General features: G+C 60.6%; 21 protein-coding genes and 6 pseudogenes. 11 read left to right on the top strand and 16 right to left on the bottom strand.

The window, feature by feature from the left end:
* The first annotated feature begins 187 nt into the window (after positions 1–187).
* The gene (locus tag BG57_RS26925) at positions 188–1597 is read left to right on the top strand and encodes an MFS transporter (protein ID WP_052006027.1); all 1410 of its coding nucleotides are present in this window, start codon (positions 188–190) and stop codon (positions 1595–1597) included.
* A gap of 72 nt (positions 1598–1669) precedes the next feature.
* A complete protein-coding gene (locus BG57_RS26920; RefSeq protein ID WP_035969917.1) occupies positions 1670–1897 on the top strand; it encodes a hypothetical protein in 228 nt (75 codons plus the stop codon).
* Between the two features lie 11 nt (positions 1898–1908).
* Here the strand turns inward: BG57_RS26920 and BG57_RS26915 are convergent, their stop codons facing one another.
* A complete protein-coding gene (locus tag BG57_RS26915; protein WP_035969916.1) occupies positions 1909–2709 on the bottom strand; it encodes a TetR/AcrR family transcriptional regulator in 801 nt (266 codons plus the stop codon).
* A 198-nt stretch (positions 2710–2907) separates the two neighbouring features.
* On the opposite strand from BG57_RS26915, the gene BG57_RS26910 reads away from it, so the two are divergent.
* Genes BG57_RS26910 through BG57_RS26890 form a run of 5 tightly spaced genes read left to right on the top strand, consistent with a single transcriptional unit; the run spans position 2908 to position 7406 of the window.
* Positions 2908–4119, top strand: coding sequence for an FAD-dependent monooxygenase (locus BG57_RS26910; protein ID WP_035969915.1), 1212 nt, complete (start codon positions 2908–2910; stop codon positions 4117–4119).
* Positions 4120–4141: 22 nt separating this feature from the next.
* Positions 4142–4897, top strand: a complete 756-nt coding sequence (locus BG57_RS26905; RefSeq protein WP_035969914.1) for a maleate cis-trans isomerase family protein — start codon at positions 4142–4144, stop codon at positions 4895–4897.
* A 14-nt stretch (positions 4898–4911) separates the two neighbouring features.
* Positions 4912–5742 carry an alpha/beta fold hydrolase gene (locus BG57_RS26900; RefSeq protein WP_035969932.1) on the top strand — a complete coding sequence of 277 codons (831 nt, stop codon included), beginning with the start codon at positions 4912–4914 and terminating at the stop codon, positions 5740–5742.
* A 15-nt stretch (positions 5743–5757) separates the two neighbouring features.
* Positions 5758–6798, top strand: coding sequence for a 2,5-dihydroxypyridine 5,6-dioxygenase NicX family protein (locus BG57_RS26895; protein ID WP_035969912.1), 1041 nt, complete (start codon positions 5758–5760; stop codon positions 6796–6798).
* The gene (locus tag BG57_RS26890) at positions 6795–7406 is read left to right on the top strand and encodes an N-carbamoylsarcosine amidohydrolase (protein WP_035969910.1); all 612 of its coding nucleotides are present in this window, start codon (positions 6795–6797) and stop codon (positions 7404–7406) included. The genes BG57_RS26895 and BG57_RS26890 overlap by 4 nt, the downstream gene beginning before the upstream one ends.
* Before the next feature lie 148 nt (positions 7407–7554).
* Here BG57_RS26890 and BG57_RS31915 read toward each other — a convergent pair whose 3' ends face one another.
* A complete protein-coding gene (locus BG57_RS31915) occupies positions 7555–7746 on the bottom strand; it encodes a DUF2934 domain-containing protein (protein ID WP_075583214.1) in 192 nt (63 codons plus the stop codon).
* Between the two features lie 859 nt (positions 7747–8605).
* On the opposite strand from BG57_RS31915, the gene BG57_RS26885 reads away from it, so the two are divergent.
* Complete coding sequence (locus BG57_RS26885) at positions 8606–8974, top strand: DUF2934 domain-containing protein (protein ID WP_035969909.1); 369 nt, start codon at positions 8606–8608, stop codon at positions 8972–8974.
* Positions 8975–8978: 4 nt separating this feature from the next.
* Here the strand turns inward: BG57_RS26885 and BG57_RS26880 are convergent, their stop codons facing one another.
* The 6 genes and pseudogenes from BG57_RS26880 to BG57_RS26865 all read right to left on the bottom strand — a co-directional run bounded on the left by BG57_RS26880 (position 8979) and on the right by BG57_RS26865 (position 12282).
* Positions 8979–9308, bottom strand: a complete 330-nt coding sequence (locus tag BG57_RS26880) for a hypothetical protein (protein WP_152562717.1) — start codon at positions 9306–9308, stop codon at positions 8979–8981.
* A 64-nt stretch (positions 9309–9372) separates the two neighbouring features.
* A pseudogene (locus BG57_RS31910) lies at positions 9373–10023 on the bottom strand (IS30 family transposase); the annotation flags it as partial.
* A 157-nt stretch (positions 10024–10180) separates the two neighbouring features.
* Complete coding sequence (locus BG57_RS33965; RefSeq protein WP_075583213.1) at positions 10181–10567, bottom strand: chemotaxis protein CheB; 387 nt, start codon at positions 10565–10567, stop codon at positions 10181–10183.
* On the bottom strand, positions 10530–10775 hold the full coding sequence (locus BG57_RS34365) for a chemotaxis protein CheB (RefSeq protein WP_075583212.1): 246 nt from the start codon (positions 10773–10775) through the stop codon (positions 10530–10532). The genes BG57_RS33965 and BG57_RS34365 overlap by 38 nt, the downstream gene beginning before the upstream one ends.
* Positions 10776–10947: 172 nt before the next feature.
* A pseudogene (locus BG57_RS31900) lies at positions 10948–11137 on the bottom strand (IS66 family transposase); the annotation flags it as partial.
* Entirely contained in the window at positions 11107–12282 is a 1176-nt protein-coding gene (locus tag BG57_RS26865; RefSeq protein WP_052006023.1) for a PAS domain-containing sensor histidine kinase, read from the bottom strand. The gene BG57_RS26865 and the pseudogene BG57_RS31900, both read right to left, overlap by 31 nt.
* A gap of 1051 nt (positions 12283–13333) precedes the next feature.
* On the opposite strand from BG57_RS26865, the gene BG57_RS32295 reads away from it, so the two are divergent.
* A complete protein-coding gene (locus BG57_RS32295) occupies positions 13334–13567 on the top strand; it encodes a response regulator (RefSeq protein WP_268237993.1) in 234 nt (77 codons plus the stop codon).
* Here BG57_RS32295 and BG57_RS32745 read toward each other — a convergent pair.
* The 5 genes and pseudogenes from BG57_RS32745 to BG57_RS26850 form a co-directional block, all read right to left on the bottom strand.
* Entirely contained in the window at positions 13564–13776 is a 213-nt protein-coding gene (locus BG57_RS32745; protein WP_152562716.1) for a hypothetical protein, read from the bottom strand. The two genes, BG57_RS32295 and BG57_RS32745, sit on opposite strands and share 4 nt — an antisense overlap.
* A 198-nt stretch (positions 13777–13974) precedes the next feature.
* Positions 13975–14358 (bottom strand): annotated as a pseudogene (locus BG57_RS34255) (DDE-type integrase/transposase/recombinase); the annotation flags it as partial.
* Positions 14359–14465: 107 nt separating this feature from the next.
* Positions 14466–14654 carry a transposase gene (locus BG57_RS32740; RefSeq protein WP_075583210.1) on the bottom strand — a complete coding sequence of 63 codons (189 nt, stop codon included), beginning with the start codon at positions 14652–14654 and terminating at the stop codon, positions 14466–14468.
* 5 nt (positions 14655–14659) lie between these two features.
* A pseudogene (locus BG57_RS34360) lies at positions 14660–15160 on the bottom strand (transposase); the annotation flags it as partial.
* 158 nt (positions 15161–15318) lie between these two features.
* Positions 15319–16017 carry a MotA/TolQ/ExbB proton channel family protein gene (locus BG57_RS26850; RefSeq protein ID WP_035969929.1) on the bottom strand — a complete coding sequence of 233 codons (699 nt, stop codon included), beginning with the start codon at positions 16015–16017 and terminating at the stop codon, positions 15319–15321.
* 146 nt (positions 16018–16163) lie between these two features.
* Here BG57_RS26850 and BG57_RS34355 point away from each other — a divergent pair, with 146 nt between their 5' ends.
* Complete coding sequence (locus BG57_RS34355) at positions 16164–16556, top strand: DUF2946 domain-containing protein (RefSeq protein ID WP_420912092.1); 393 nt, start codon at positions 16164–16166, stop codon at positions 16554–16556.
* Positions 16557–16897: 341 nt separating this feature from the next.
* Positions 16898–19138, top strand: coding sequence for a TonB-dependent receptor (locus BG57_RS26845; RefSeq protein ID WP_035969905.1), 2241 nt, complete (start codon positions 16898–16900; stop codon positions 19136–19138).
* A 186-nt stretch (positions 19139–19324) separates the two neighbouring features.
* Here the strand turns inward: BG57_RS26845 and BG57_RS34350 are convergent, their stop codons facing one another.
* The 3 genes and pseudogenes from BG57_RS34350 to BG57_RS26830 form a co-directional block, all read right to left on the bottom strand.
* Positions 19325–19492: an IS3 family transposase gene (locus tag BG57_RS34350; RefSeq protein ID WP_479389484.1), complete on the bottom strand. Its 168-nt coding sequence runs from the start codon at positions 19490–19492 to the stop codon at positions 19325–19327.
* Positions 19491–20510 (bottom strand): annotated as a pseudogene (locus BG57_RS31870) (IS3 family transposase); the annotation flags it as partial. The gene BG57_RS34350 and the pseudogene BG57_RS31870, both read right to left, overlap by 2 nt.
* Positions 20511–20573: 63 nt before the next feature.
* A pseudogene (locus BG57_RS26830) lies at positions 20574–21598 on the bottom strand (IS3 family transposase); the annotation flags it as partial.
* Positions 21599–21632 lie beyond the last annotated feature (34 nt).

Raw genomic sequence — 21632 nt, 5'->3', positions numbered from 1 at the left:
TGGCCGGCCGCGTCGTCGAGTTGATCAGCGCTGGGTCTATTTTTTTCCCAATTGCATTTATTAATTATAGATACATATAATAAAGCAGCGTCGAAACCGGTGGGCCCCCGCTTCGCGCAGTTCCGGCATCTGGCCGGCCTGGTGGCATTCATGGACGGTGCGAGCCGTCGACAACGAGGAGTTGTTCATGTCGCAAGCAGAGCTTCAATCCGGCCCGGCCTTTCCGCCGCGGGCGGAGCATCCATCGGTTTCCGAGCGCGGCGATGCGTGGAGCGGGGACGTGCCCGTCGAAGCGTTCATCGACGCGCATCGCTTCTCGCGCTTTCAGTGGGTCTTGATGGGCGTGTGCTTCCTGATCGTGCTGATCGATGGCATGGACACGGCGGCCATCGGTTATATCGCCCCGGCGCTCGTCAAGGGCTGGGGCATCTCGAAGGCTGCGCTCGCGCCCGTGCTGAGCGCCGCGCTTTTCGGTCTCGCCGCCGGCGCGGTCATCTCCGGCCCTGCCGCCGACCGCTTCGGACGCAAGAGCGTGCTCATCGCCGCGACGGCCTTCTTCGGTGCGATGAGTCTCGCCACTGCGTTCGCGGGCTCCATCGAATCCCTCGTGACGCTGCGCTTTCTTACCGGCATCGGCCTCGGCGCCGCGATTCCGAACAGCATTACCCTGGTCTCCGAGTACGCGCCGCAGCGAAGCCGCGCGATCATCGTCAATACGACGTATTGCGGCTTCACCGTGGGCGCGGCGCTCGGCGGCTTCATGTCGTCGTGGCTGATTCCGGCGTACGGCTGGCACAGCCTGTTCGTGGTCGGCGGCGTGCTGCCGTTGATCCTCGTGCTCGGCGTCGTGTTCTGGGTGCCGGAATCCGTGCGATTTCTCGTGAAACAGGGCGCGCCCAAGGAAAAAATCGGCGCGCCGCTCGCGAAAATCGCACCGCTCGATCTGTCGCGCGTCCAGTCGTTTCACTTGTCCGAACGCACGCAGACCCGCGCGAAGACGTCCGTCGGCGCAATTCTCTCCAGGGACTTTCTCACCGGCACCATCATGCTGTGGCTCACGTACTTCATGGGCCTCGTCATCTTCTATCTGCTGATGAGCTGGATGCCGCTCCTGATGAACGAAGCGGGCTTCACGCCCGAACGCGCCGCGCTGCTGACCGCGCTCTTCCCGCTCGGCGGCGGCATCGGCACGGTGGCGTCCGGCTGGCTGATGGACCGCTGGAACGCGAACGTCATCGTGATGCTCGGCTATCTGCTGACTGCGGCGTTCATCTTCGTGGTCGGGCAGGCGATCGGCAGCGTTGGCCTCGTCAGCGCGCTGATCTTTCTCGCGGGAACGACGATGAACGGCGCGCAATCGTCGATGCCCTCCCTCGCCGCGATGTTCTACCCGACGCAAAGCCGCGCGACCGGCGTCTCATGGATGTACGGCGTCGGGCGCTTCGGCGGCATTGCGGGCGTCGCGCTCGGCGGGCTATTCGCACAATGGAAGCTCGGCTTGCCGGCGGTGTTCGCGCTGCTCGCGGTGCCTTCGGTGATCGCGGGGCTCGCGCTCTTCGTCAAGCTGGAGGCGCATCCGGCGACCGAGGAAATGTGATCGACGGGACCGTCTTCATCGTAGACGGTCCACTTTCCACGCTTCATTCAACGCAACGACAGGAAGTAAGAGATGAGCCAGGAACTCGAAGTTTTGACGGGCAAATTGCATGGCCTCACTGCCGCGATCAGCGTGATCGCCGCCGCGCTGCCGCAGAGCGCCTCCGTCGATGTTCAGGAGACGCTACGCGACATGATCGGCGAAACCGCGAGCGCGGACTTGCCGCAGGCCGCGCTCACGTCGATGCATGCGACGCTCACGCACGTGATTGAATCGATGGAAATCGGTCTGCGTCGCTAATCAGCGCTGCTTCAGGCCGCCCGCGATGCCCGGGCGGTCTTCGCTGCTTTCACCGTTTTTTTCGCGGAGGCGTCCGTCGTTTTCTTCGCGCGGCTCGTCTTTGCAGGCTTTGCCGCCACGCTCGCCTGCGCCTCCAGCCCGCCGACGATAAAGCTCGTCAACTGCTCCAGCGTCTCGTTCGCGTCCCACGGATCGCATGCGCCCTTGGCCAGCATGTCGAGCCGGTGCGTATCCGAGAAGGCGTACAGATACGCGCCGATCATCGCGGTCACGCGCCAGTAGAGGTCTTTCTCGGGCAGGCCGGGCAACGCCGCGCGCAGGGCTGAGACGTAGGCGTCGGTGGAATCGCCATAGGCCGTGCTGCGCAGGCTGTAGGAAATCTCGGGCGGTTCAGTATGCAAGCGCGCCTGAAGGCGGATGAATGCGCGGCCGCCATCGGACTGGCGCAGCGCGACCAGCGGTTGCAGGAACGCCCGCACGATGTCGCGCACGTTCGGCTTCGCGCCGCCATCGCCCAGTGCGCGCAGAAGACTGACCCGCTCTCCCGATACCAGCGTGGCGCGGCGCAAAAAGACCTGCTCGAACAACTGCTGCTTGGTGCCGAAGTAGTACGTGATGAGCGCCTGCGTGACGCCGCACGACGCCGCCACTTCCTTGAGCGACGTGCCCGCATAGCCGCGCTGCGAGAAATCGACTTCGGCGGCATCGAGGATGTTCTCGCGCTGGTTCACGTTGCCCGCCGGGCGGCCGAGCCGTTTGCGCCTGGCCGAAGCTCCGTGTGCGCGAGCGTGGGTAGTCTGGTCTTTCGTCATGCGTGGCCGTGCTGCGTTGAAGGAAGGCCGCTCGATGCATGCGGCTGCGGTCGCCGCATATTTTACGGTCGTTCAAACACCTGTCTCCAATTTCCTTCAGCAGTCAGCTCGCCGCACGTCCGCCGTTGCATTTATTTATACGGCCATATAATATTGATCGCGCATCCACAGGATTCACTTTTCAGGAAGGACGAGACCATGAGCAGAACACTTCGCGTCGGCGTGATCGGCGGCGGAATCGGCGGCATCGCCCTCACGGGCGCGCTTGCGCAGCAAGGCATCGACGTGCGGCTTTTCGAGCGCGCGAGCGTATTCGGCGAGGTCGGCGCGGGCATCCAGATGACGCCCAACGCGGTGAAGGTGCTGCAGGCGCTCGGCCTCGGCGACGCGCTGCGCGACGTGGCTTTCGTGCCGCAGGCGATCGTCGGCCGCAACTGGGAGACGGCGCGCGAGAACTTCCGCACCCCGCTGGCCGCCGTCTGCCCCGCTCTCTATGGCGCGCCGTTTTATCACGTGCATCGCGCGGACCTGCATCGCATTCTGACTTCGCTCATTCCCGCCGATGCCGCGCGTCTTTCGACCGGTTGCGTCGACGTCCGCCAGGGCAAGGACGGCGCGGTCGCCCTCTTCGACGACGGCAGCGAATTCGAAGCCGATCTGATCGTCGGGGCGGACGGCGTGCGGTCGATCGTCCGCAGCAAGCTTTTCGGCGACGAGGCGCCGCGCTTCACCGGCAACATGTGCTTTCGCGCGGTCGTGCCGTTCGACGAGATGCCCGACTTCGTGAGCCCCGATTCTTCGTTCTGGCTCGGGCCGAACGCGCACGTCGTCACGTATTTCGTGCGTCGCGGCAAGGCGGTCAACATCGTCGCGGTCGCGGAGACGGAGAAGTGGGTCGAGGAATCATGGAACGCCGCGAGCAGCCGCGAAGAGTTGCTCGCGACTTTCGAAGGCTGGCATCCCAATCTGATCCGCCTTTTCGAGCGCGCCGATTCGGTCTTCAAATGGGGCCTTTTCGATCGCGATCCGATGCAGACCTGGTCGCGCGGCAACGTCACGCTGCTCGGCGACGCCGCGCATCCGATGCTGCCGTTTCTCTCGCAAGGCGCGGCGATGGCGATCGAAGACGGCTACGTGCTGGCGCGTTCGTTGAAAGCGCACGGCAGCGATATCGCGAATGCATTGCGCGACTACGAGGCCGAACGCCTGCCGCGCACGAGCCGCGTCCAGCTCGAATCGCGTGAACGCGGCCGCACGTATCACTTGCCGAGCGCGTTCGCGCAACGCAAGCGCGATCTCATCTACAAGTTCAAGTCGTATCTGAATCCGCAGGCATCGGGCATTCAGGCGAACTGGGTCTATGCGTACAACGCGACCGGCTTCGCACCACGCACGCTCACCGCCGCCTGATCACATCACGAGGTTTATCGACATGCCCGCAAATACTTATCGCATCGGCCAGATCGTCCCGAGTTCGAACACGACGATGGAAACCGAAATTCCCGCCATGCTGACCGCGCGCCAAAGCATCGAGCCGGAGCGCTTCACGTTTCATTCCAGCCGCATGCGGATGAAGAAGGTCGTCAAGGAAGAACTCGCGCAGATGGATGCGGAATCCGACCGCTGCGCCGTCGAGCTTTCGGATGCGCGCGTCGACGTGCTCGGCTACGCGTGCCTCGTCGCGATCATGGCGATGGGACGCGGATATCACCGCGCGTCGCAGCAACGCTTGCAGGCGCACACCGCCGCGAACGGCGCCGATGCGCCCGTCGTTACCAGCGCGGGCGCGCTCGTCGATGCGCTCAAAGTGATGAAGGCGAAGCGCGTGGTCGTGGTCGCGCCGTACATGAAGCCGCTCACCGAACTGGTGGTCGATTACATCGGGCACGAAGGCTTCGACGTGATCGACTATCGTGCGCTCGAGATTCCCGACAACCTGGAAGTCGCGCGCCATGATCCGCGCAATCTGCCGGACATCGTGAAGACGCTGAAGTATCAGGACGCGGATGCGATCGTGCTGTCGGCCTGCGTGCAAATGCCGTCGCTGTCCGTCGTGCCGATGGTCGAAGCGATGACCGGCAAGCCCGTCGTGACCGCCGCCATCGCCACCACGTATGCGATGTTGCGGCAGCTCGACCTGCGGCCCATCGTGCCGGGCGCCGGTGCGCTCCTTTCCGGCGCTTATTGAGCGAGGGCGCATCGATGCAATCGACGTATCTCTACGGCGCGAATGTCAACGCAAACGGCATCCGCCAGCATTACCTGCGCTATGGCGGCGCGAGCGGCCCGCGCATGGAGCGCGATGCGGTCGTGATCGTGCCGGGCATCACGAGTCCCGCGGTCACGTGGGGCTTCGTAGGCGAGCGATTCGGCAGGCACTTCGACACCTATGTGCTGGATGTGCGGGGCCGCGGCTTGTCGAGCGCATCGCCGGAACTGGATTACAGCGTCGACGCGCAAGCCGGCGACCTGCTCGCTTTCATCGACGCGACCGGGCTCGAGCGCGCGAGCGTGCTCGGGCACTCGATGGGCGCGCGCATCGCGTTGCGCGCGGCGGCACGCTCGCAGGGCGGCGCGCTCGCGCGGCTCGCGCTCGTCGATCCGCCCGTGTCGGGTCCGGGACGACGCGCGTATCCGTCGGCATTGCCGTGGTATGTGGATTCGATCGCGCTCGCACGCGATGGGCTCGATGTCGAAGGCATGCGCCGCTTCTGCCCGACGTGGACGGACGAGCAACTGCGCCTGCGCGCCGAATGGCTGCATACCTGCGACGAACGCGCCATCCGCGCGAGCTTCGAAGGCTTCCATACTGACGACGTTCACGCCGACATGCCGCATGTGAAGCAGCCTGCGCTGCTGATGGCGGCGGGCCGCGGAGACGTGATCCGCGGCGAGGACATCGACGAGATTCGCGGTCTGCTGCCGCACGTCGAAGTCGTCAAGGTGCCGGAGGCCGGCCACATGATCCCGTGGGACGACGAGGAAGGCTTCTATCGCGCCTTCGGTTCGTTCTTCGGCGCAGTGCTCGATTAACCCTCGCCTACCATCATGCCAATTAGCGACTATCAACTTGTCGAAGCCTGGAAGCAGGTGCTCACGCTCTCGCGGCTCGAACCGGGGCAGACCGTGACCATCCTGACCGGCGCGGCGACGCATCCGCAAACCCTCGCATGCGCGTTGATCGCGACGCAGTCGATGGGCGCGGTCGTCAACCGGCTCGACTTGCCGCCCGTCAACGGCGAGAAGGCGCTGAGCCGCGACGCCCTCGCCCATCTCGGCGAAACGCCGCTCACCGGCAACCGCGCGGCGATCGCGGCGCTCAAGGCGAGCGACCTCGTGCTCGATCTGATGACGCTGCTTTTCTCGCCAGAACAGCACGACATCCTCGCTTCGGGCACGAAGATTCTGCTCGCTGTCGAACCGCCGGAAGTGATGGTCCGCATGACGCCGACGCCCGATGACCGCACGCGGGTGCTCGCTGCCGCGAAGCGGATCGAAGCGTCGCGCGAAATGCGCGTCACGTCGAAAGCCGGTACGGATCTGACTTGTCCGATGGGCGAGTTTCCGGCGATCGCCGAATACGGTTTCGTCGATGAACCCGGCCGCTGGGATCACTGGCCGAGCGGCTTCACGCTGACTTTCCCGAACGAAGGCGGCGCGAACGGGCGCATCGTGATCGATCGCGGCGACATTCTCTTGCCTCAGAAAAGCTATTGCGGCGAGCCGATCGTGCTGACCGTCGAAGCCGGTTATGCGCGCAAGATCGAAGGCGGCGTCGACGCCGACCTGCTGCGCGAATACATGGAAACCTTCGACGATCCCGAAGCCTACGCGATCTCGCATATCGGCTGGGGCCTGCAAAAGCGCGCACATTGGTCCACGCTCGGCCTGTACGACCGCGAAGCGACGCTGGGCATGGACGCCCGCGCGTTCGACGGTAATTTCCTGTTCTCCCTCGGGCCGAACAACGAAGGCGGCGGCAAGCGCACGACCGCCTGCCATATCGACATTCCATTGCGACGCTGCACCGTCTCGCTCGATGGCGTGGACGTCGTGCGCGACGGCAGAACTGTGGAGAATGAAAAATGAATGATGCCGTCTATGCACGTCAGGGCTTCGGGCAATCGCTCGAAATCAAAGGTCCGATCGGGCTGTTGATCATCGACTTCGTGAACGGCTTCGCCGATCCGGCCGTGTTCGGCGGCGGCAACATTCCCGAAGCTCTCGAGAACACCGTGCCGCTGCTGAAGGCGGCGCGCGAGATGAACTGGCCGGTGGCGCATAGCCGCATCGTCTATGCAGACGATGATTCGGACGCCAACGTATTCTCGCTGAAAGTGCCGGGCATGCTGACGCTCAAGGAAGACACGCCGGCAAGCGCGATCGTGCCGCAGCTTGCGCCTGCACCGGGCGAACTGGTCGTGCGCAAGAACGTGCCATCGGCGTTCTTCGGCACATCGCTGGCAGCGTGGCTTGCGATGCGGGGCGTGTCCACGCTCGTCGTTGCGGGATGCGTCACAAGCGGCTGCGTGCGCGCAAGCGTCGTCGATGCGATGCAGTTAGGATTCCGCCCTGTGGTGCTGTCGGATTGTGTGGGAGATCGCGCACTCGAACCGCATCGGGCCAATCTTTTCGACATGCAGCAGAAGTACGCTGCGCTGATGACGTCAGCGGAACTGCTGGCGCACGTTCGCTGAAGCCCGGCGTTCGACGCCAGCGGCTACCCGGCTACGCGAGTAAGACAACGGTCCGAATGCCGAGTCCTTGGGCGCGCCGTTTTGCCCAATGGTTAGTGGTGGATGCTGCCTCGAGTTAGCCGACGCCAGCAACCACCGCGACACTTCTCTAGAAAGTTGCCTCCTCGTCAAGAAGCTCAATGGCTAGATACCAATCGTAGTCGGCGCTTCCTTCCCGGCACCCATCTGCTTCCCACAGCCGGTAAGCGCGCTCGCGAACCGCTTCTTCCCTCGATCTTATACGTTCCGGGACATTGCTCTCGTAGAGCAGTCGGCGTCGTAGCCTTATCAATCCATCCATAATCTGACTATCGGACGGATCATGCGTTTCGACCGGTTTTAGATTTCTCCCAGCGCTTCGCGCGCAGACGAGGAAATAGAGTCCCGGCGGGTGGTCGCCGCGCCATTTCTCAAGCGCTTCGCCGTGATCCTGCTGCTTCCCTGGCCACGCTCATCGGTCCGCTGCGGGGAGCTCACTTGCCCGGCGTCCGAAAGAAATACCGGGATCAGCTTGTCGCCTCCCTTCCCGATCTAATTGCGCGCCTGCTGAAACGTCACCTCATGGCCGAAGTGGGCGAACCGCTCGTGCCAGGCGCGAGCGTGGAGGTCGACTGAGTCCACCAGCGTTCCGTCGACATCAAAATTGCAGCTCTTAGCATAGAGCATCGCCGCCTGTCGTACGGTGATTATTTCCGTGGCTGAGCCGACGCGCCGCTTTCCGCGCCGAACGTGATTGCTTCAACGTTGCCCCAACCACGCTCATGCTGTCGTTGCCGTCGTCGTGCGCCTTAATGTGGTTTGCAATGCGACGGCTGGCGGCGACCTTTGCAATCGCAGCGAAAGCGAGGTCCGAATCGGGCTGCGGCGCACGCCTGCCGACAGGCCAATACCTTGCCGCTTCGATTGGTCCATTGCTACAAGAGACGCTTCAGGCTGCACTTCCCGGGGCGCACAGCAACCGTTGGATATGGCATAGTCCGTTGGAATGGCACGAGGCGGCGTCACCCGCCGGGAATCTATTTCCTCGTCTGCGCGCGAAGCGGTTTGGAGAAACTTGAAATCGGGTGAAACGCATGGTTCGTCCGATTGTCAGGTGTATGAATGGATTGTTAAGCCTACAACGCCGACTGTTTTATGGGCAATGTCACGGAACTTCTAAGATGCAAGAGAAATCGAAGGAAGAAGCGATTCGCGAGCGCGCTTACCGGCTGTGGGAAGCAGATGAGTGCCGGGAAGGAAGCGCCGACTACTATTGGTATCTAGCCATTGAGCTTCTTGACGAAGAGGCGCAATTTTCCAAAGAGATGTCGCAATCGTTGCTAGCCTCGGCTAATGCGAGGCAGCATTCACCAACTACCGGCCAAAACGGCGCGCCCAAGGACACGGCGGGCACGGACGCACCGGGCGAAGGTGCTCTCGGCCCGAAGGACAAGGAACGCACTACGAGGGCAGCGCAAAGATCTAAGGCCAAGGCCTCTAGTCCAAAGGCGACTGGAGTCGGTGCTGGAAGAAGGAACGCAGTTACGTGACCCGTTAGCCACCGCTTCGGCTGGGGAATGTATTGGCCGACTTGATCGCTAAGCGCGTGACCGCTTCGATCGCGATCTCCAATGGCGCTATCTCGGCGCAAAACGCTGGTGCGTCGGCGCTGTGCGTCGTCTCCGCCAGAGAAAGTTGCGCCTGCGCAAGGAGCAGCTTCTCCTCCAGGCGTCGAACCGCTGACCGCAGGGCATTCTCGGCACCTGAACGTTGCTCCGCCTCCAGCGACATCGCAGAAAAGGCATGGCCAGTATGGCACCGATACCGGAGCGGGTAACCCTCTCCGATGCGCCAGATGACGCCACCACAGTCCGGGCAGGTCATACTCGTTCGATGTCCAAGTCGTTCCGGTTTGGCTGGTGTCGAATGGCCGGTGGCGGCGGCGGATTCAACCGGTCGATGCAACGATTTGGTTAAATCGCTCGGCTGGGGTATCGAAGTTAAGCGTTTTTCTAGGACGTTCGTTGAGCCGCCTGGCTACAGCGTCGAGCTTGGTTTGTGAGTAGGCAGATAGATCGGTACCCTTAGGGAAGTATTGCCTCCAGAAGCCCATTCGTGTTTTCGTTGGAACCGCGTTGCCAGGGATGCTGTGGGTCGCAGAAATAGACCTCGATGTCGGTAGCAACAGTAAAGCGGTTGTGATCGGCCATTTCCGAACCCCTGTCCCACGTCAGCGACTTATATAGTTCCCGAGGTAACTTGCTAGCGTGTCGTATCAGCGCGTCAACCACAGCCTCAGAATTCTTGCTGGCGACTATGACCAGCATCACGAATCGACTTTGACGTTCGACGAGAGTTGCGATCTGGCTCGTAGCGTTGCCGTACAGCAAGTCACCTTCCCAGTGCCCGGGTATGGCGCGATCTTCCGCCGTAGCGGGACATTCACTGATCGACAGATCGACACGGCGTCGCGAATGTTCGTGCGCCCCTCAGTTTTCATTGTGTGGTGACGGGACCGGCGCATGATTCGAGAGTGTCGCAGGTGCTCAAGCAATTCCTTTTTCAGGGCACCACGAGCTTGGATATAGAGGCCCCGATAGCGCAGAGTGCGAGGAGATCTCCCGCTCCCTGGTGTCGGGATTATCGGTCGCTGCTTCATTCGCAACACCTCCGCTGCTCACGCAGAGTCTAGGTGTTGCATCGACCAGTTGAATCCGCCACAATTTTCAGTGCAAGCGCGGCGCGCGCTCTCTCGTTCATCTCAAGCCCTTCGACGACGGGTCTGTCAACGCTTTGACGATGGCCGGGCCTATGTCCTCGATCGGAGCGACCACGTCCGCGGGAACAGCTTTGCGTGCAGCTTGGGGCATGTCGAGAGCAACGCACGTGGTCGGATCGTGAATGATCGTATAGCCGCCGCAGGCGTGGATGGCCTTCAACCCCGATGCGCCGTCTTCGAGGTTCCCGGTGAGCACAACGCCGACTGCGCGGTTCCCATAGTTGACCGCTGCCGAGCGAAACAGCGGGTCAGCGGCCGGACGGGTAAAGTTTTCCTTCGGCGCGCTCGACAGGGCAATGCTGCCGTCAGCAAGAAGCATGTGCCGATCAGGCGGAGCGATAAAAACCGTCGGTGCAGTGATCACCTAACCATGGGAGCCATGGACCACCGGTAAGCGGCTTGCTGCGGCGAGCAGCTCGGCAGCTGGCTGGCCATGTGCCGATATGCATGACGATGAATATACTCGCTGGGAAATCGGCCGGCAGTGCGGAGACGATGGCTTGCAGCGCTTGCAACCCGCCCAGCGACGCCGCCACGACCACGACACGCCCTGCATTGCGTCTCTGCTCCATGTGTCGCCCTCCGTCGCAACGCACGGCAAACGACGAGCCCGTCGCTTGCCGCCATACGACTACCCCGCTAGGTCGGGCTGGGCCAGAGGTGGGAAGGTCCTTCGGAACGATAGTTCGCGTAGATCCTCATTAGCGCGCCACTCCAAAAAACACGGGTATCCCGTAGAAAGCCCGTAACGTCCCATTCGCGATGGACGTCGACACGCGGCAACTGCGGCGGCAAGCGTGCGCGTTCGGGCTGCTCGTGTTGGCGCTTGCGTGCAGGCTCGAGGCTCTTCGCGCTCTATCTCGATGGCGGCCAAGTCGCCATCAATCGCCTCATCGAGGAGGCTCATTCGCTCGTCGTTGAGCTGCTCGCTTCGCGGCAGGACCTCATGGGTAGCCTACAAACGAAAACGCTGCCGTGGCCGCAGCCAGCACTTTCTGCAACAATGTCGCCACCATGCATTTGGACAAGCCGTTTTGTCAGTGCTAGTCCAATACCGAGACCGCCGGGGCCCCGCGTTGCAGCTTGCTCGCCCTGTGAAAACATATCGAAGATCGACGTCAATCTCTCAAACGGTATCCCGATACCATTGTCAGATATACTTAACACTGCGAAGTTATCCACAACCGTTAGACTGACCCGAATGCGGCCAGCAATTGGTGTGAATTTCGTGGCATTCCCGAGCAGATTTCCAAGCACCTGAGTCAGCCGGGTAGCGTCGGCAACCATGTTGACAGGGTGTCGCGGAACATCAATCATGAGTTCCTGATTTGCGGCCTCTATCTGATGTCGGACCAGTTCTACCCCTCGGTCAACGATATCACGTAGATCCGTCCGAAACATCTTCAAATCTATCTTCCCCGCGGTAACACGCGACCCGTCAATTAGGTCGTCGACTAAGCGAGTCAAATGATCCACTTGTCTTTCAATCATGGCTTGCATGGGTTCCGCGTCCGTTCCGGGGCTACTTCTCCGCATGACCTCCAAAGCGTTGCGAACCGGTGCTAGCGGGCTACGCAGCTCATGAGCTACGGTAGCCATAAATTCTGCTTGACGTTGCAGACTGCGATTCAATTCATCGATCCGCGACTTGTGCTCCTGAGCCAACTTATGCTCGGTAACATCCTGAAAGCAATTGATCGCTCCGACGACAGTGCCGTCCTCGTCGCGGAGGGGATCGATGTTCACTAGCACCGAAAGTCGTTGACCGTTAGGCTGCTCTATCTGGAACTCGAGGTTTCGAAACGACTTCCCAGACCGTAGCGCTTCCACCATGGGAGCGCGATCTTGCGGAAGGGGCATCCCGTCTGGGAGGTGAAGCCTATAAGCGCCGCAGTACAGCATGTTGGCGTCAGCTGGACCCAGCGACCTGCCCCATAGTTCTGCCGCCATTCGGTTGTAGCGAACGATCAGACCGTCGAGATTGCACACATACACCGCGACCGGAAGCGCCTCAATGAGATCCTCGTCGAGAACGGGATGGGGTCTGATCTTGGGCGAAATGGGGACGACCGTTGGCATATTTACATCCACGAGCGTAGAGGAGCGGAGCCACAATGTTCAACGTCCGAAGCCCCTATTTTAGCTTTTTTCCAACAAAGGTTGCGAGGAATCCGACCGGGGCCATGCCCTGAGCCTCTGAGCAACGTGCCCCGAGCGACTGCTTGTCCAACCTGGCGCAATCGAATCTTCATGCGTCAGCCAGTCTGTGGTTGAACCCGCGGAGCGCCCCGCGCCTGTTCCGTCCCCGTAAGGCACGGAGTCCACCCCAAGCAGTCCTTCGATGGGTCATTGCAAGCGTCCGCTGTTCGACAAGGAGAGAACCATCGACCGTCCAAGTGGCAGCGCTTGGTAAGCTCTACTTGTGCGGGAGCCCGAGAGCCGGGCATTTTCGGCTTCGGTTAGACTCCCGAGTCGCCACCGACTGACAAGCCCTTGTGTCCAGAGCATCGGTTTCTTACGGAACAGGAAGACCATGAGCAACGTCTTATTTGTGGACGACTATACAGACACCGCCGACTCACTGTCGGAAATAGTTTGCGCATTGGGACATCAATGCGCCGTCGCCTACGACAGTGCGTCCGCCGTTTTTTAGCTTCCCGGCAGTCGCTCGACGTGATTTTCTTGGACGTCACCTTGCCGGACATTGATGGCCGCATGGTTTGCTTGGAGATGCCAAAGGGTCAGAGCGCAAAAGCGAGGATCATTGCATTTACTGGCCGCACCGACATTGCTGAATCGGAATTCAAGTGCTTGGCCGCAGTTGTCTCGAAGCCTGTGAGCATCGACGATGCTTGTGCACATGTTGGATTGATATCGAACTCGGGAAGGCGAGAACCCTCCAGGAACCGCGGTTGCTTTCGTTCGTTTAACCCTGGAATACGAATATGTTCTCGCATCGAGCTTCACGTTGGTCCGCACGCACAGTCAAGGAACGTCCATCTGCTTTACGGGTACTCGTCGTCGACGATTATGAACCCGGTGCAACCGCGCTAGCGGCGGCGTTGCTTGCCAGTGACTATGATGTCCATTGTGTTTTCAGCGCGGCAGCCGCGCTTGAACTCACCGAAAGTTGGACCCAGACGTTGCCATACTTGACATCAACATGCCAAACATGGACGGGTTCCAACTAGCGCTGCGGCTTCGTAGAAGTCAGGCAACGAGCGACATCGTGCTAATCGCGTTCACAGCACTGGATGAGTTCGCAGTTCGTGGCAATGCTGCTGCGCCGAATTTTGATGCTTATTGTCAAAAGGCTGGCGCACCGATGCTGCTCTTATTTTTGATCGAACCGATGCTTGGTTAATTTTTCTCGGTGCCGCAGGCGAGAAGCAGATGTGCCAACAACCGGCCCGCGAAGGCGGCGCCGTCGAACCCGTCGAACGCGCGATCTAGCCGTTTAGCAACGTACGACCGCCCGAGCCGCACTTCGCGGACGACATGATCGCCATTGCGCCGTAGTTCCAGCCGCGTCGCTACGGGAGTTGCTGCCCGAAGCTGCCAAATTGGTGTCATGAGTGCATCAGTCCACGAACTTGCGCCGCGAGCGCATCAATGGAGAACGGCTTGGTCAGTATCTGTATCCCTGGTCCCAGCGTCCTGTCAACGATGGTCGCCGTGTAGCCGGTGATGAACAGCGTTTTTAAGGCATGCCTTAGCTCTCGGCCAGCGTCTGCCAGCTGACGCCCGTTTATGACTCCAGGAAGGCCAAGATCAGTCACAAGGAGGTCGATCTTCGTATCCGAACGTAACACGTTGAGCCCTGCAGCACCGTCTGGGGGCCTCAATCACGGCATAGCCGAGTCCCTTGAGCACATCAGCAAATAGCGCACACACGGTCGGCTCGTCATCCACAACAAGCACCGTCTTTCCATCCCGAGCTGTCCGAGATTCGTGTCGAAGTGCGTCGGGGCAATCAGTCGATAACGGTGAGCTGTGCGGTCCGCGCTTGTCGTTTGCCATGTTCAGCGCATCTACCGCAAGCCGGCAATCGAGCGTTTCACTCATACTCCAGCCCGCCACGGCACGCGAATGCAATTCCAGAATCGCGGCCAGACAAAGCCAGCCTTCTCGCGTCGGGATATACGTGATGTCGCCGAAACGCTCGACGCACGGCACATTGCGCTCACCGGGTAACTACGCAGGTGCGTGGCAATGAATCGATGCTTCACATCGAGCCGCGCGCAAAGTAGATGGCCGCTTTTTCAAAACTCGTTCTCCTGCCGCAGAAAGACGTTCTCACATAGTAACTTCGCGAGAACATCTTCTTGCACAGGCTGACGTTTGGGCGTGCCGCTGCGCTCTTCCTCTTCGAATTCAAGTCGCCAATTGCGCAGCAGATTTACACGAATTCCCAACTCTCGGGCGATCTGTGCCTTGGTCTTCTCACCCAATGCCGCCAGTCCTTGTTGGCCGCAAGGGCATGTTCGAGCCAACCAGAAATCTGCTCAGGGGACCACTGCAGCATCAGCTTGCAGCGACAACTCGCGCCAGCGTCTGGTTCTGCACCATTTTGCCACCCTTCGGCCGCCGTGCTCGCTCCCAGGCGATCGCATCCGCCTGGCTCGCCCGATAGCCTCGGGGACCCCCGCTGCGCTGCAACTCGCGACTTATATTGGAAGCAGCGCGTCCCAGCCTGGCTGCGACCGACCGAATCGATGCTCCGGACGCCAGGGAGCGGGAAATCTCCTCTCGCTCGGCGAGCGTCAATGCCCATGGCGCGCGGTGCCTTTTGCAGCGGCTGGATGCCGCCGGCCTCCGATAGTATCCGCTGAATCGAAGAGGCCTCGATCGAACAGGTTGGCAATCTGATGACTCGTATCGCCCTTGCGCCATCGCTACCACATCAGCGCTTCTGGGTCTTAGAGTAATAGATTCTCGGTCGCTGCTTCGTTTGCAACACCTCCGCTGCTCACCGAGATTTTTGAGGTGTTGCATCGACCGGTTGAATCCGCCGAAGAAATCGGTCATTGCATTTCAATGGGGGGGACTGTCGCGTCGCAACTTTCTCTGCAAGCAGCGTCATCATGTGCCCGCCCCTACGAGCGTCGGTCCGCTTCAGCGTCTGTCGGAAGCCAAGCGCGCCCCAGTGACCAAGAATGCATGCAGCCCATGTACGAATCGATTCAGCCTGCGCACAACGGTTCCATTCGCACGACTGATTGCGTTGTAGCCGATGACTGCAGGAATCGCAACGAACAAGCCGAACGCAGTCATGATCAGTGCTTCGCCGACTGGTCCCGCGACCTTGTCGATTGAGGCTTCCCCCGTCGCGCCCATCGAAAGGAGCGCGTGATAGATACCCCATACAGTCCCAAACAGGCCAACAAAGGGTGAGGTACTGCCTATCGACGCAAGTATCGCGAGACCGCTCTGCATGCGTCCGACGCAGTCGTCCATTGTGTCGCGAAGATTACGCGCAATCCAGTTCGAGACGTCCAGACGGTCGTGGAGATGCGGTTGGGTCCGCTCATGATGCTCAGCCGCCAGGCGCCCGGACACGGCAAGTGCGAGAAGCGGATTGTCCGTCAGCGATGGCGAAGCGTCGGCTAATCTGTCAATCCCTGCAGCGAGATCATCAGCGAACCAAAACGCACGCTCAGCGCTCGTCATGAGTCGCTTTAGGCGCATGAGATTCATGGCCTTCACTACGATCACGGACCACGAAAGTACTGACATCGTGAACAGCGCGATTGCGAGGCCTCTTATGACGAAATCGCCTTCCGTCCAGACATGCGCTATGCCGTAGCTTTCCATAATGTCCACTACTCCTCGGTCGGATGGCATAATGAAAGCGCTGCGCCTCGTCAATGAGTGCCGAAGCGACTGCAACTCACGCGTGACACCTCCAACGGCCCGTGCACGCACAGCCGTCGCTCTAGCTTTAAGTCCAAGGAAAGCGATTGCGAGACCGTCTTTGCCACTCATGGTGCAGCGTTTTAGGATTGCTTGCAATCCTTATGATCTCGCTTGCGCCGACGGTATCGCAGTTGATCGCAGACCTGCCTTTGGTCGAAGGCGGCTCCGCGTGCCCGATGGAATCAATGCAGAGAATGGATGATCGCGGTGATCATCGTCCGACGGCACCTCACTCCCATGCCACGGACGTGCAAGGCGGGCTGCTGTGTGGCTACTGCGGACTGCTCGCGCATACGCCGCTGCTGAGCCACGCATCGCTCGTTCTGTCGTTCACAGTTCGCTTCGTTCAACGCGCCACGACCATTCGGTATTCGATCGCCCATCGAGCCCTACCTCGGGCCTCGGCGCAACCCCGCGCACCACCTTACTTCATCTGACCTTCTCTTCTCCGCTGCCGACGAGCGCAGACATGACCGCTTCATCAGTCATGCGATGCCGACGATGACCGACGCAGGAGTTCATCGCAGAAGACGCGCATGAGCGATAGACGAGCGTCCGGTCTCGCATGTCGTTTCGCTCGCCGCGACAAGATTTTTGCGTCCTTTGAGCCGCGCTTCGGCAGAGTCAAAGCCGGTCGTCCGTGCACGCCCGCGTCGCGATCAGCGGTCGGTTGTTCGGCTGCAAGCTGCGGCGTTACCGCTGGTGTTTGGCTGTCGTAGACGGTTGCTCCCGCACGGAAGGCACAAGAGTGTCGACCCATCTATCGCCATTGAGTCAAATGAAAATCAGAGCATCAACCACGAGCCCCGAAATCATCGACGTGGCCTGCGGCATCGGACGAAATACCGTCAAGCCCGACCTGCGCGTTACATCGGTGACTGTGGCGATGGTGTGCGCGGGGTTTATCGCCGGTCCCGGTGCATGGGCGGCAGGTCCCGCGTCACCGGCCGTCGGCGTGCAAACGGGGGGAAATCCAGGCGGCACGTTGAAGGAACGTATCGCTACGGACAACGTCATGCCCGCCGTTACCGTCACCGGTAGTCGCATCTCAAGCTATACCGATGAAACGTCGAGCAGCACGACCCGAACCGATACGCCTCTGCAAGACTATCCCGCGTCCGTTCAGGTTGTCCCGTCCGAAGTGCTGCAAGACCGGGGCGTGACGCGCATCAATCAGATCGCCGACAACGTGAGCGGCGTGCATGCCGAAGCAAGCTACGGCGGCAACGGAGCCACCTTCTTCAACATCCGCGGCTTCAGCGAAAGCAATGGGTTGCGGGACGGCTTTCGGAACTACGGGTATTACGCTTTTCGCGACGTACAGAACATCGATCGCATCGAGGTGTTCAAGGGCCCGGCGGGCGCGCTGTACGGCGGCATCGGTGCCGTGGGCGGCTATATCAATACCGTTTCCAAACGGCCTGAGCCGGGCAACTTCGGAGAAGTCGGTTTGACGGCCGGAAGCTATGGCCTGGTGCGTACCACGATCGACGTAAATCGCGCGCTCAACGACGATCTCAGCATTCGCGTGAACGGCTCGGCCGAGAGCAATTCGACCTTCCGCGACAATGCAGGCTATAAATCGTGGTCCATCGCGCCGGCTATCACCTGGACCAATCACCATGGCACGTCGGTCACGTTGCTGACCGAGTACAACCACCTGAACCGCGACGGATTCGACTTCGGTATTCCAGCCGTGCCCAATTATCAGTCGCTATCCCGGACTCGCTACTACGGACTTCGCAGTGGGGCGTATTCCGGAGTCGACGGCGACTATGGCAGAAACGATACGCTCTCGGAAACCTTGCTGTTCGAGCAGGAGCTTTCCAGCAACTGGAAACTGCGCTTGTCTGGGCAATATGCTTACGCACGGCAGCACTCGACGCAATCGTTCCCCGACAGCACCCTCCCCACGGGGAATCTACTCGACTACTCTGTGTACAGTGGCGCGAACGAGTTCTCACGTCAGTACTCCGCGCGAGCTGAACTGGTCGGCACCTTCGTCACCGGCACCCTGAAGCACGCCCTGCTTGCGGGCGTCGATTACGGCTATCTCGAAGTCGGTAGCGGTGGCTCAGCCGTGTCTACAATGACGCTGGATCTGTTCAATCCAAACTACCTGTCCGGACTCACTCCGAGCGACCCATTGCCCGGACATCAGGGACGCGGCGCGGATTACGGTGTGTATGTTCAGGACTTGGTCGATTTGACGAGCCAGATCAAACTGCTGGTCGGTTTGCGGGCGGACCGCTTCATCAATCAGGCCGATGAAGCCGGCGAGCCAACTGGCCGGGGGCAGCAAACCACGTTCTCGCCGCGCGTCGGTCTGGTGTGGCAACCGACCGCCAGTACGTCGTTCTTCACTGACTGGAACCGCAGTCACGCCCCGAACGTCGGTCACAGCGGGGGCAACGTCACTTACGACGCGGAAGTCGCGGAGCAAATCGAGGTCGGCGTGAAGCAAGAACTCATCAAGAACCAGCTCAATGCGAGCGTGGCGTTGTTCAACATCAACCGCAACCACATTCTCACCCCTGATCCCACGAACCCTGTGCTCGAAGTGCTGACGGGCAAGCAGAGAAGCCGAGGCGTGGAAGTGGATATCGCAGGCAACATCACACCGCGGTGGAAGGCTATCGTCACCTATGCCTACACGATCGCCAAGGTCATGAGCGATAACACGTTTCCGGTCGGCGATGCCCTGAGTAATGTCCCGCGCCACAGCGCCAGCCTATGGACGGTTTATCAGCTGCAGTCAATTCCCGGGCTTCAGGTCGGCGCCGGCGTCTACTACGTGGGACCGCGCGAGGCGACTTTGCCGAACACCTTCAAGCTTCCCGCTTATGTGCGTACCGACGCAATGGCATCGTATCAGCGAGGGCCGTGGAAGACGCAACTGAACGTCTTCAATCTCTTCAACCGGAAGTACTACACGGGAGGCTCGGCCGCGACCTTTGACTACACGCTGATGCCAAGCGTGCCGTTGTCAGCTCAGGTGACAGTCTCTTACGCGTTCTGATCGTCGCCGACGCGTCTCCACACCCTCAACGTCGCCGTGCATAGCGCCACCATCCGGCTATCGGCGGCGTCGACGGATGAGCGGCCAGCAATGCGGCGGCTTCGGTGGCCGCTTTGGAAGGAAATTGAGACGTTCGTATGCCGGGCTGCGCCGGCCAGCGAACGTCGCTTCTTGGCCGCTTTGATCTTACCCACGAACCGTGGACACTCTGACTTGAGCAACGGTTAATGTTTCGAAGGGCAGCGGCGCTTGGTAGCCAATCGTCGAATGACGCCGCTGGCGGTTATAGAACACCTCCATGTACTCGAACAGAGTGGCACGCGCCTGCTCACGAGTTCTGTAGTCGCAGTGCATGACCAGCTTTCCATTGGCGCGTTGTCCCATGCATTAGCGCGACGACTCATCGAAACGGTCATCTTGAAGTCGGCGGCCAGTTTCCGATACGCTCGGCTTGCATATTGACTTCCGCGATCGGAATGTAACAACAATCCCGGCGCGGGCTTACGGTGCCAGCACGCGCTGCGCAGTGCCTGGCAGACAAGTTTCGCGTTGATGCGCTCTGACATTGACCAGCCTATGATGCGTCGGCTTGCCAGGTCCAGAATGGCAGCCAGGTATAACCAGCCTTCGCCGGTCCTGATAAAGGTGATGTCGCTGACCCAAGCCTGATCGGGCTGCCAGCCGTCGAAACGACGATCAAGCAGATTGGGCGCCACCGGTAGGCGGTGGGTCGAATCTGTCGTCACGCGATACGGACGTTTGTAGACCGGCCGCAGCCCTAGGCGTTGCAGACTACGGCGCACACGTTCGGCGCTCGCCGGCTGGCCCTGGGTCCGCAATTGCTGCACGATCCGAGGGCGGCCGTAGCTCCCACGACTGGCGCGGTGAATCGCTGCAACCTCCCGATCAAGCGCGGCGTTGGCCTGCGCTCGCTGACTTGGCCCCCGGTTACGCCACTGGCAGTATCCGCTGCGCGAAACCGTCAAGATGTGACACAGCCGGGTAACACTGTACTGGTCGCGGTGCTCGTCGATCCATGCGTACTTCACCGCGACCCCTTCACGAAGTACGCCGTCGCTTTTCGAAGGATCTCGATATCGAGTCGTGCACTGGCGAGTTCTTTCCGAAGTCGGCTGTTCTCCGCCTCCAGTTCGTTGATCGGGCGCGTCGATCGCGTGCTCTTCACTTCCTGACTGTCGCCTTCGCCGATATTTTTAGCACTGCGACTGCGTCGACTCCAATTGCCTAAGGTTGCCACGGGCACTCCGAGCCTACGCGCGGCTTCGTGCTGCCCGACTGATTCGGCAAGCCTAATGGCCTCGACCTTGAACTCGTCCGTGTATTGCCGCTTTGGCACTAGCTTCTCTGACATTCAAACCTCCGTACAAACAGAAATTAGCAAATTTCTGCTGTACGTGAACTCGAGGCACAGTCAGGTTTTGAAGAAGCTTTCCATTGGCGCGTTGTCCCACGCATTAGCGCGACGGCTCATCGAAACTTTCATCTTGAAGTCGGCAGCCAGTTTCCGGTACGCTCGGCTTGCATATTGACTTCCGCGATCGGAATGTAACAACAACCCCGGCACGGGCTTACGGTGCCAGCACGCGCTGCGCAGTGCCTGGCAGACCAGTTCCGCGTTGATGCGCTCTGACATTGACCAGCCTACGATGCGTCGGCTTGCAAGATCCAGAATAGCAGCCAGGTATAACCAGCCTTCGCCGGTCCTGACAAACGTGATGTCGCTGACCCAAGCCTGATCGGGCTGCCAGCCGTCAAAACGACGATCAAGCAGATTGGGCGCCACCGGTAGGCGGTGTGTCGAATCCGTCGTCACCCGATACGGGCGTCTATAGACCGGCCGCAGCCCTAGACGTTGCAGACTACGGCGTACACGCTCGGCGCTCGCCGGTTGGCCCTGGGTCCTTAGTTGCCGCACGATCCGAGGACGGCCGTAGCTGCCACGACTGGCGCGGTGAATCGCTGCCACCTCCCGATCAAGCACGGCGTTGGCCTGCGCTCGCTGACTTGGCCCGCGGTTACGCCACTGGCAATATCCGCTGCGCGACACCGTCAGGATGTGACACAGCCGAGTAATACTGTACTGGTCGCGGTGCTCGTCGATCCATGCGTACTTCACCGCGACCCCTTCACGAAGTACGCCGTCGCTTTTCGAAGGATCTCGATATCAAGCCGTGCACTGGCGAGTTCTTTACGAAGTCGGCTGTTCTCCGCCTCCAGCTCGTTGATCGGGCGCGTCGATCGCGTGCTCTTTACTTCGTGACTGCCGACTTCGCCGATACTTTTAGCACTGCGACTCCGTCGGCTCCAATTGCCCAAGGTTGCTACGGGCACTCCGAGCCGACGCGCGGCTTCGTGCTGCCCGACTGATTCGGCAAGCCTAATGGCCTCGACTTTGAACTCGTCCGTGTACTGCCGCTTTGGCACTAGCTTCTCTGACATTAGAACCTCCGTACAAACAGAAATTAGCAAATTT

Source organism: Caballeronia grimmiae (genome assembly GCF_000698555.1).
GTDB lineage: Bacteria > Pseudomonadota > Gammaproteobacteria > Burkholderiales > Burkholderiaceae > Caballeronia > Caballeronia grimmiae.
This window is presented reverse-complemented; position numbering and strand designations above follow the sequence as displayed.

Excerpts from the sequence above, each read along its gene's own strand:
- BG57_RS26925 (WP_052006027.1), top strand. The coding sequence starts at position 188 with ATGTCGCAAGCAGAGCTTCAATCCGGCCCGGCCTTTCCGCCGCGGGCG.
- BG57_RS26920 (WP_035969917.1), top strand. The coding sequence starts at position 1,670 with ATGAGCCAGGAACTCGAAGTTTTGACGGGCAAATTGCATGGCCTCACT.
- BG57_RS26915 (WP_035969916.1), bottom strand. The coding sequence starts at position 2,709 with ATGACGAAAGACCAGACTACCCACGCTCGCGCACACGGAGCTTCGGCC.
- BG57_RS26910 (WP_035969915.1), top strand. The coding sequence starts at position 2,908 with ATGAGCAGAACACTTCGCGTCGGCGTGATCGGCGGCGGAATCGGCGGC.
- BG57_RS26905 (WP_035969914.1), top strand. The coding sequence starts at position 4,142 with ATGCCCGCAAATACTTATCGCATCGGCCAGATCGTCCCGAGTTCGAAC.
- BG57_RS26900 (WP_035969932.1), top strand. The coding sequence starts at position 4,912 with ATGCAATCGACGTATCTCTACGGCGCGAATGTCAACGCAAACGGCATC.
- BG57_RS26895 (WP_035969912.1), top strand. The coding sequence starts at position 5,758 with ATGCCAATTAGCGACTATCAACTTGTCGAAGCCTGGAAGCAGGTGCTC.
- BG57_RS26890 (WP_035969910.1), top strand. The coding sequence starts at position 6,795 with ATGAATGATGCCGTCTATGCACGTCAGGGCTTCGGGCAATCGCTCGAA.
- BG57_RS31915 (WP_075583214.1), bottom strand. The coding sequence starts at position 7,746 with ATGGATGGATTGATAAGGCTACGACGCCGACTGCTCTACGAGAGCAAT.
- BG57_RS26885 (WP_035969909.1), top strand. The coding sequence starts at position 8,606 with ATGCAAGAGAAATCGAAGGAAGAAGCGATTCGCGAGCGCGCTTACCGG.
- BG57_RS26880 (WP_152562717.1), bottom strand. The coding sequence starts at position 9,308 with ATGACCTGCCCGGACTGTGGTGGCGTCATCTGGCGCATCGGAGAGGGT.
- BG57_RS34365 (WP_075583212.1), bottom strand. The coding sequence starts at position 10,775 with ATGGAGCAGAGACGCAATGCAGGGCGTGTCGTGGTCGTGGCGGCGTCG.
- BG57_RS26865 (WP_052006023.1), bottom strand. The coding sequence starts at position 12,282 with ATGCCAACGGTCGTCCCCATTTCGCCCAAGATCAGACCCCATCCCGTT.
- BG57_RS32745 (WP_152562716.1), bottom strand. The coding sequence starts at position 13,776 with ATGACACCAATTTGGCAGCTTCGGGCAGCAACTCCCGTAGCGACGCGG.
- BG57_RS26850 (WP_035969929.1), bottom strand. The coding sequence starts at position 16,017 with ATGGAAAGCTACGGCATAGCGCATGTCTGGACGGAAGGCGATTTCGTC.
- BG57_RS26845 (WP_035969905.1), top strand. The coding sequence starts at position 16,898 with ATGAAAATCAGAGCATCAACCACGAGCCCCGAAATCATCGACGTGGCC.
- BG57_RS34350 (WP_479389484.1), bottom strand. The coding sequence starts at position 19,492 with ATGCACTGCGACTACAGAACTCGTGAGCAGGCGCGTGCCACTCTGTTC.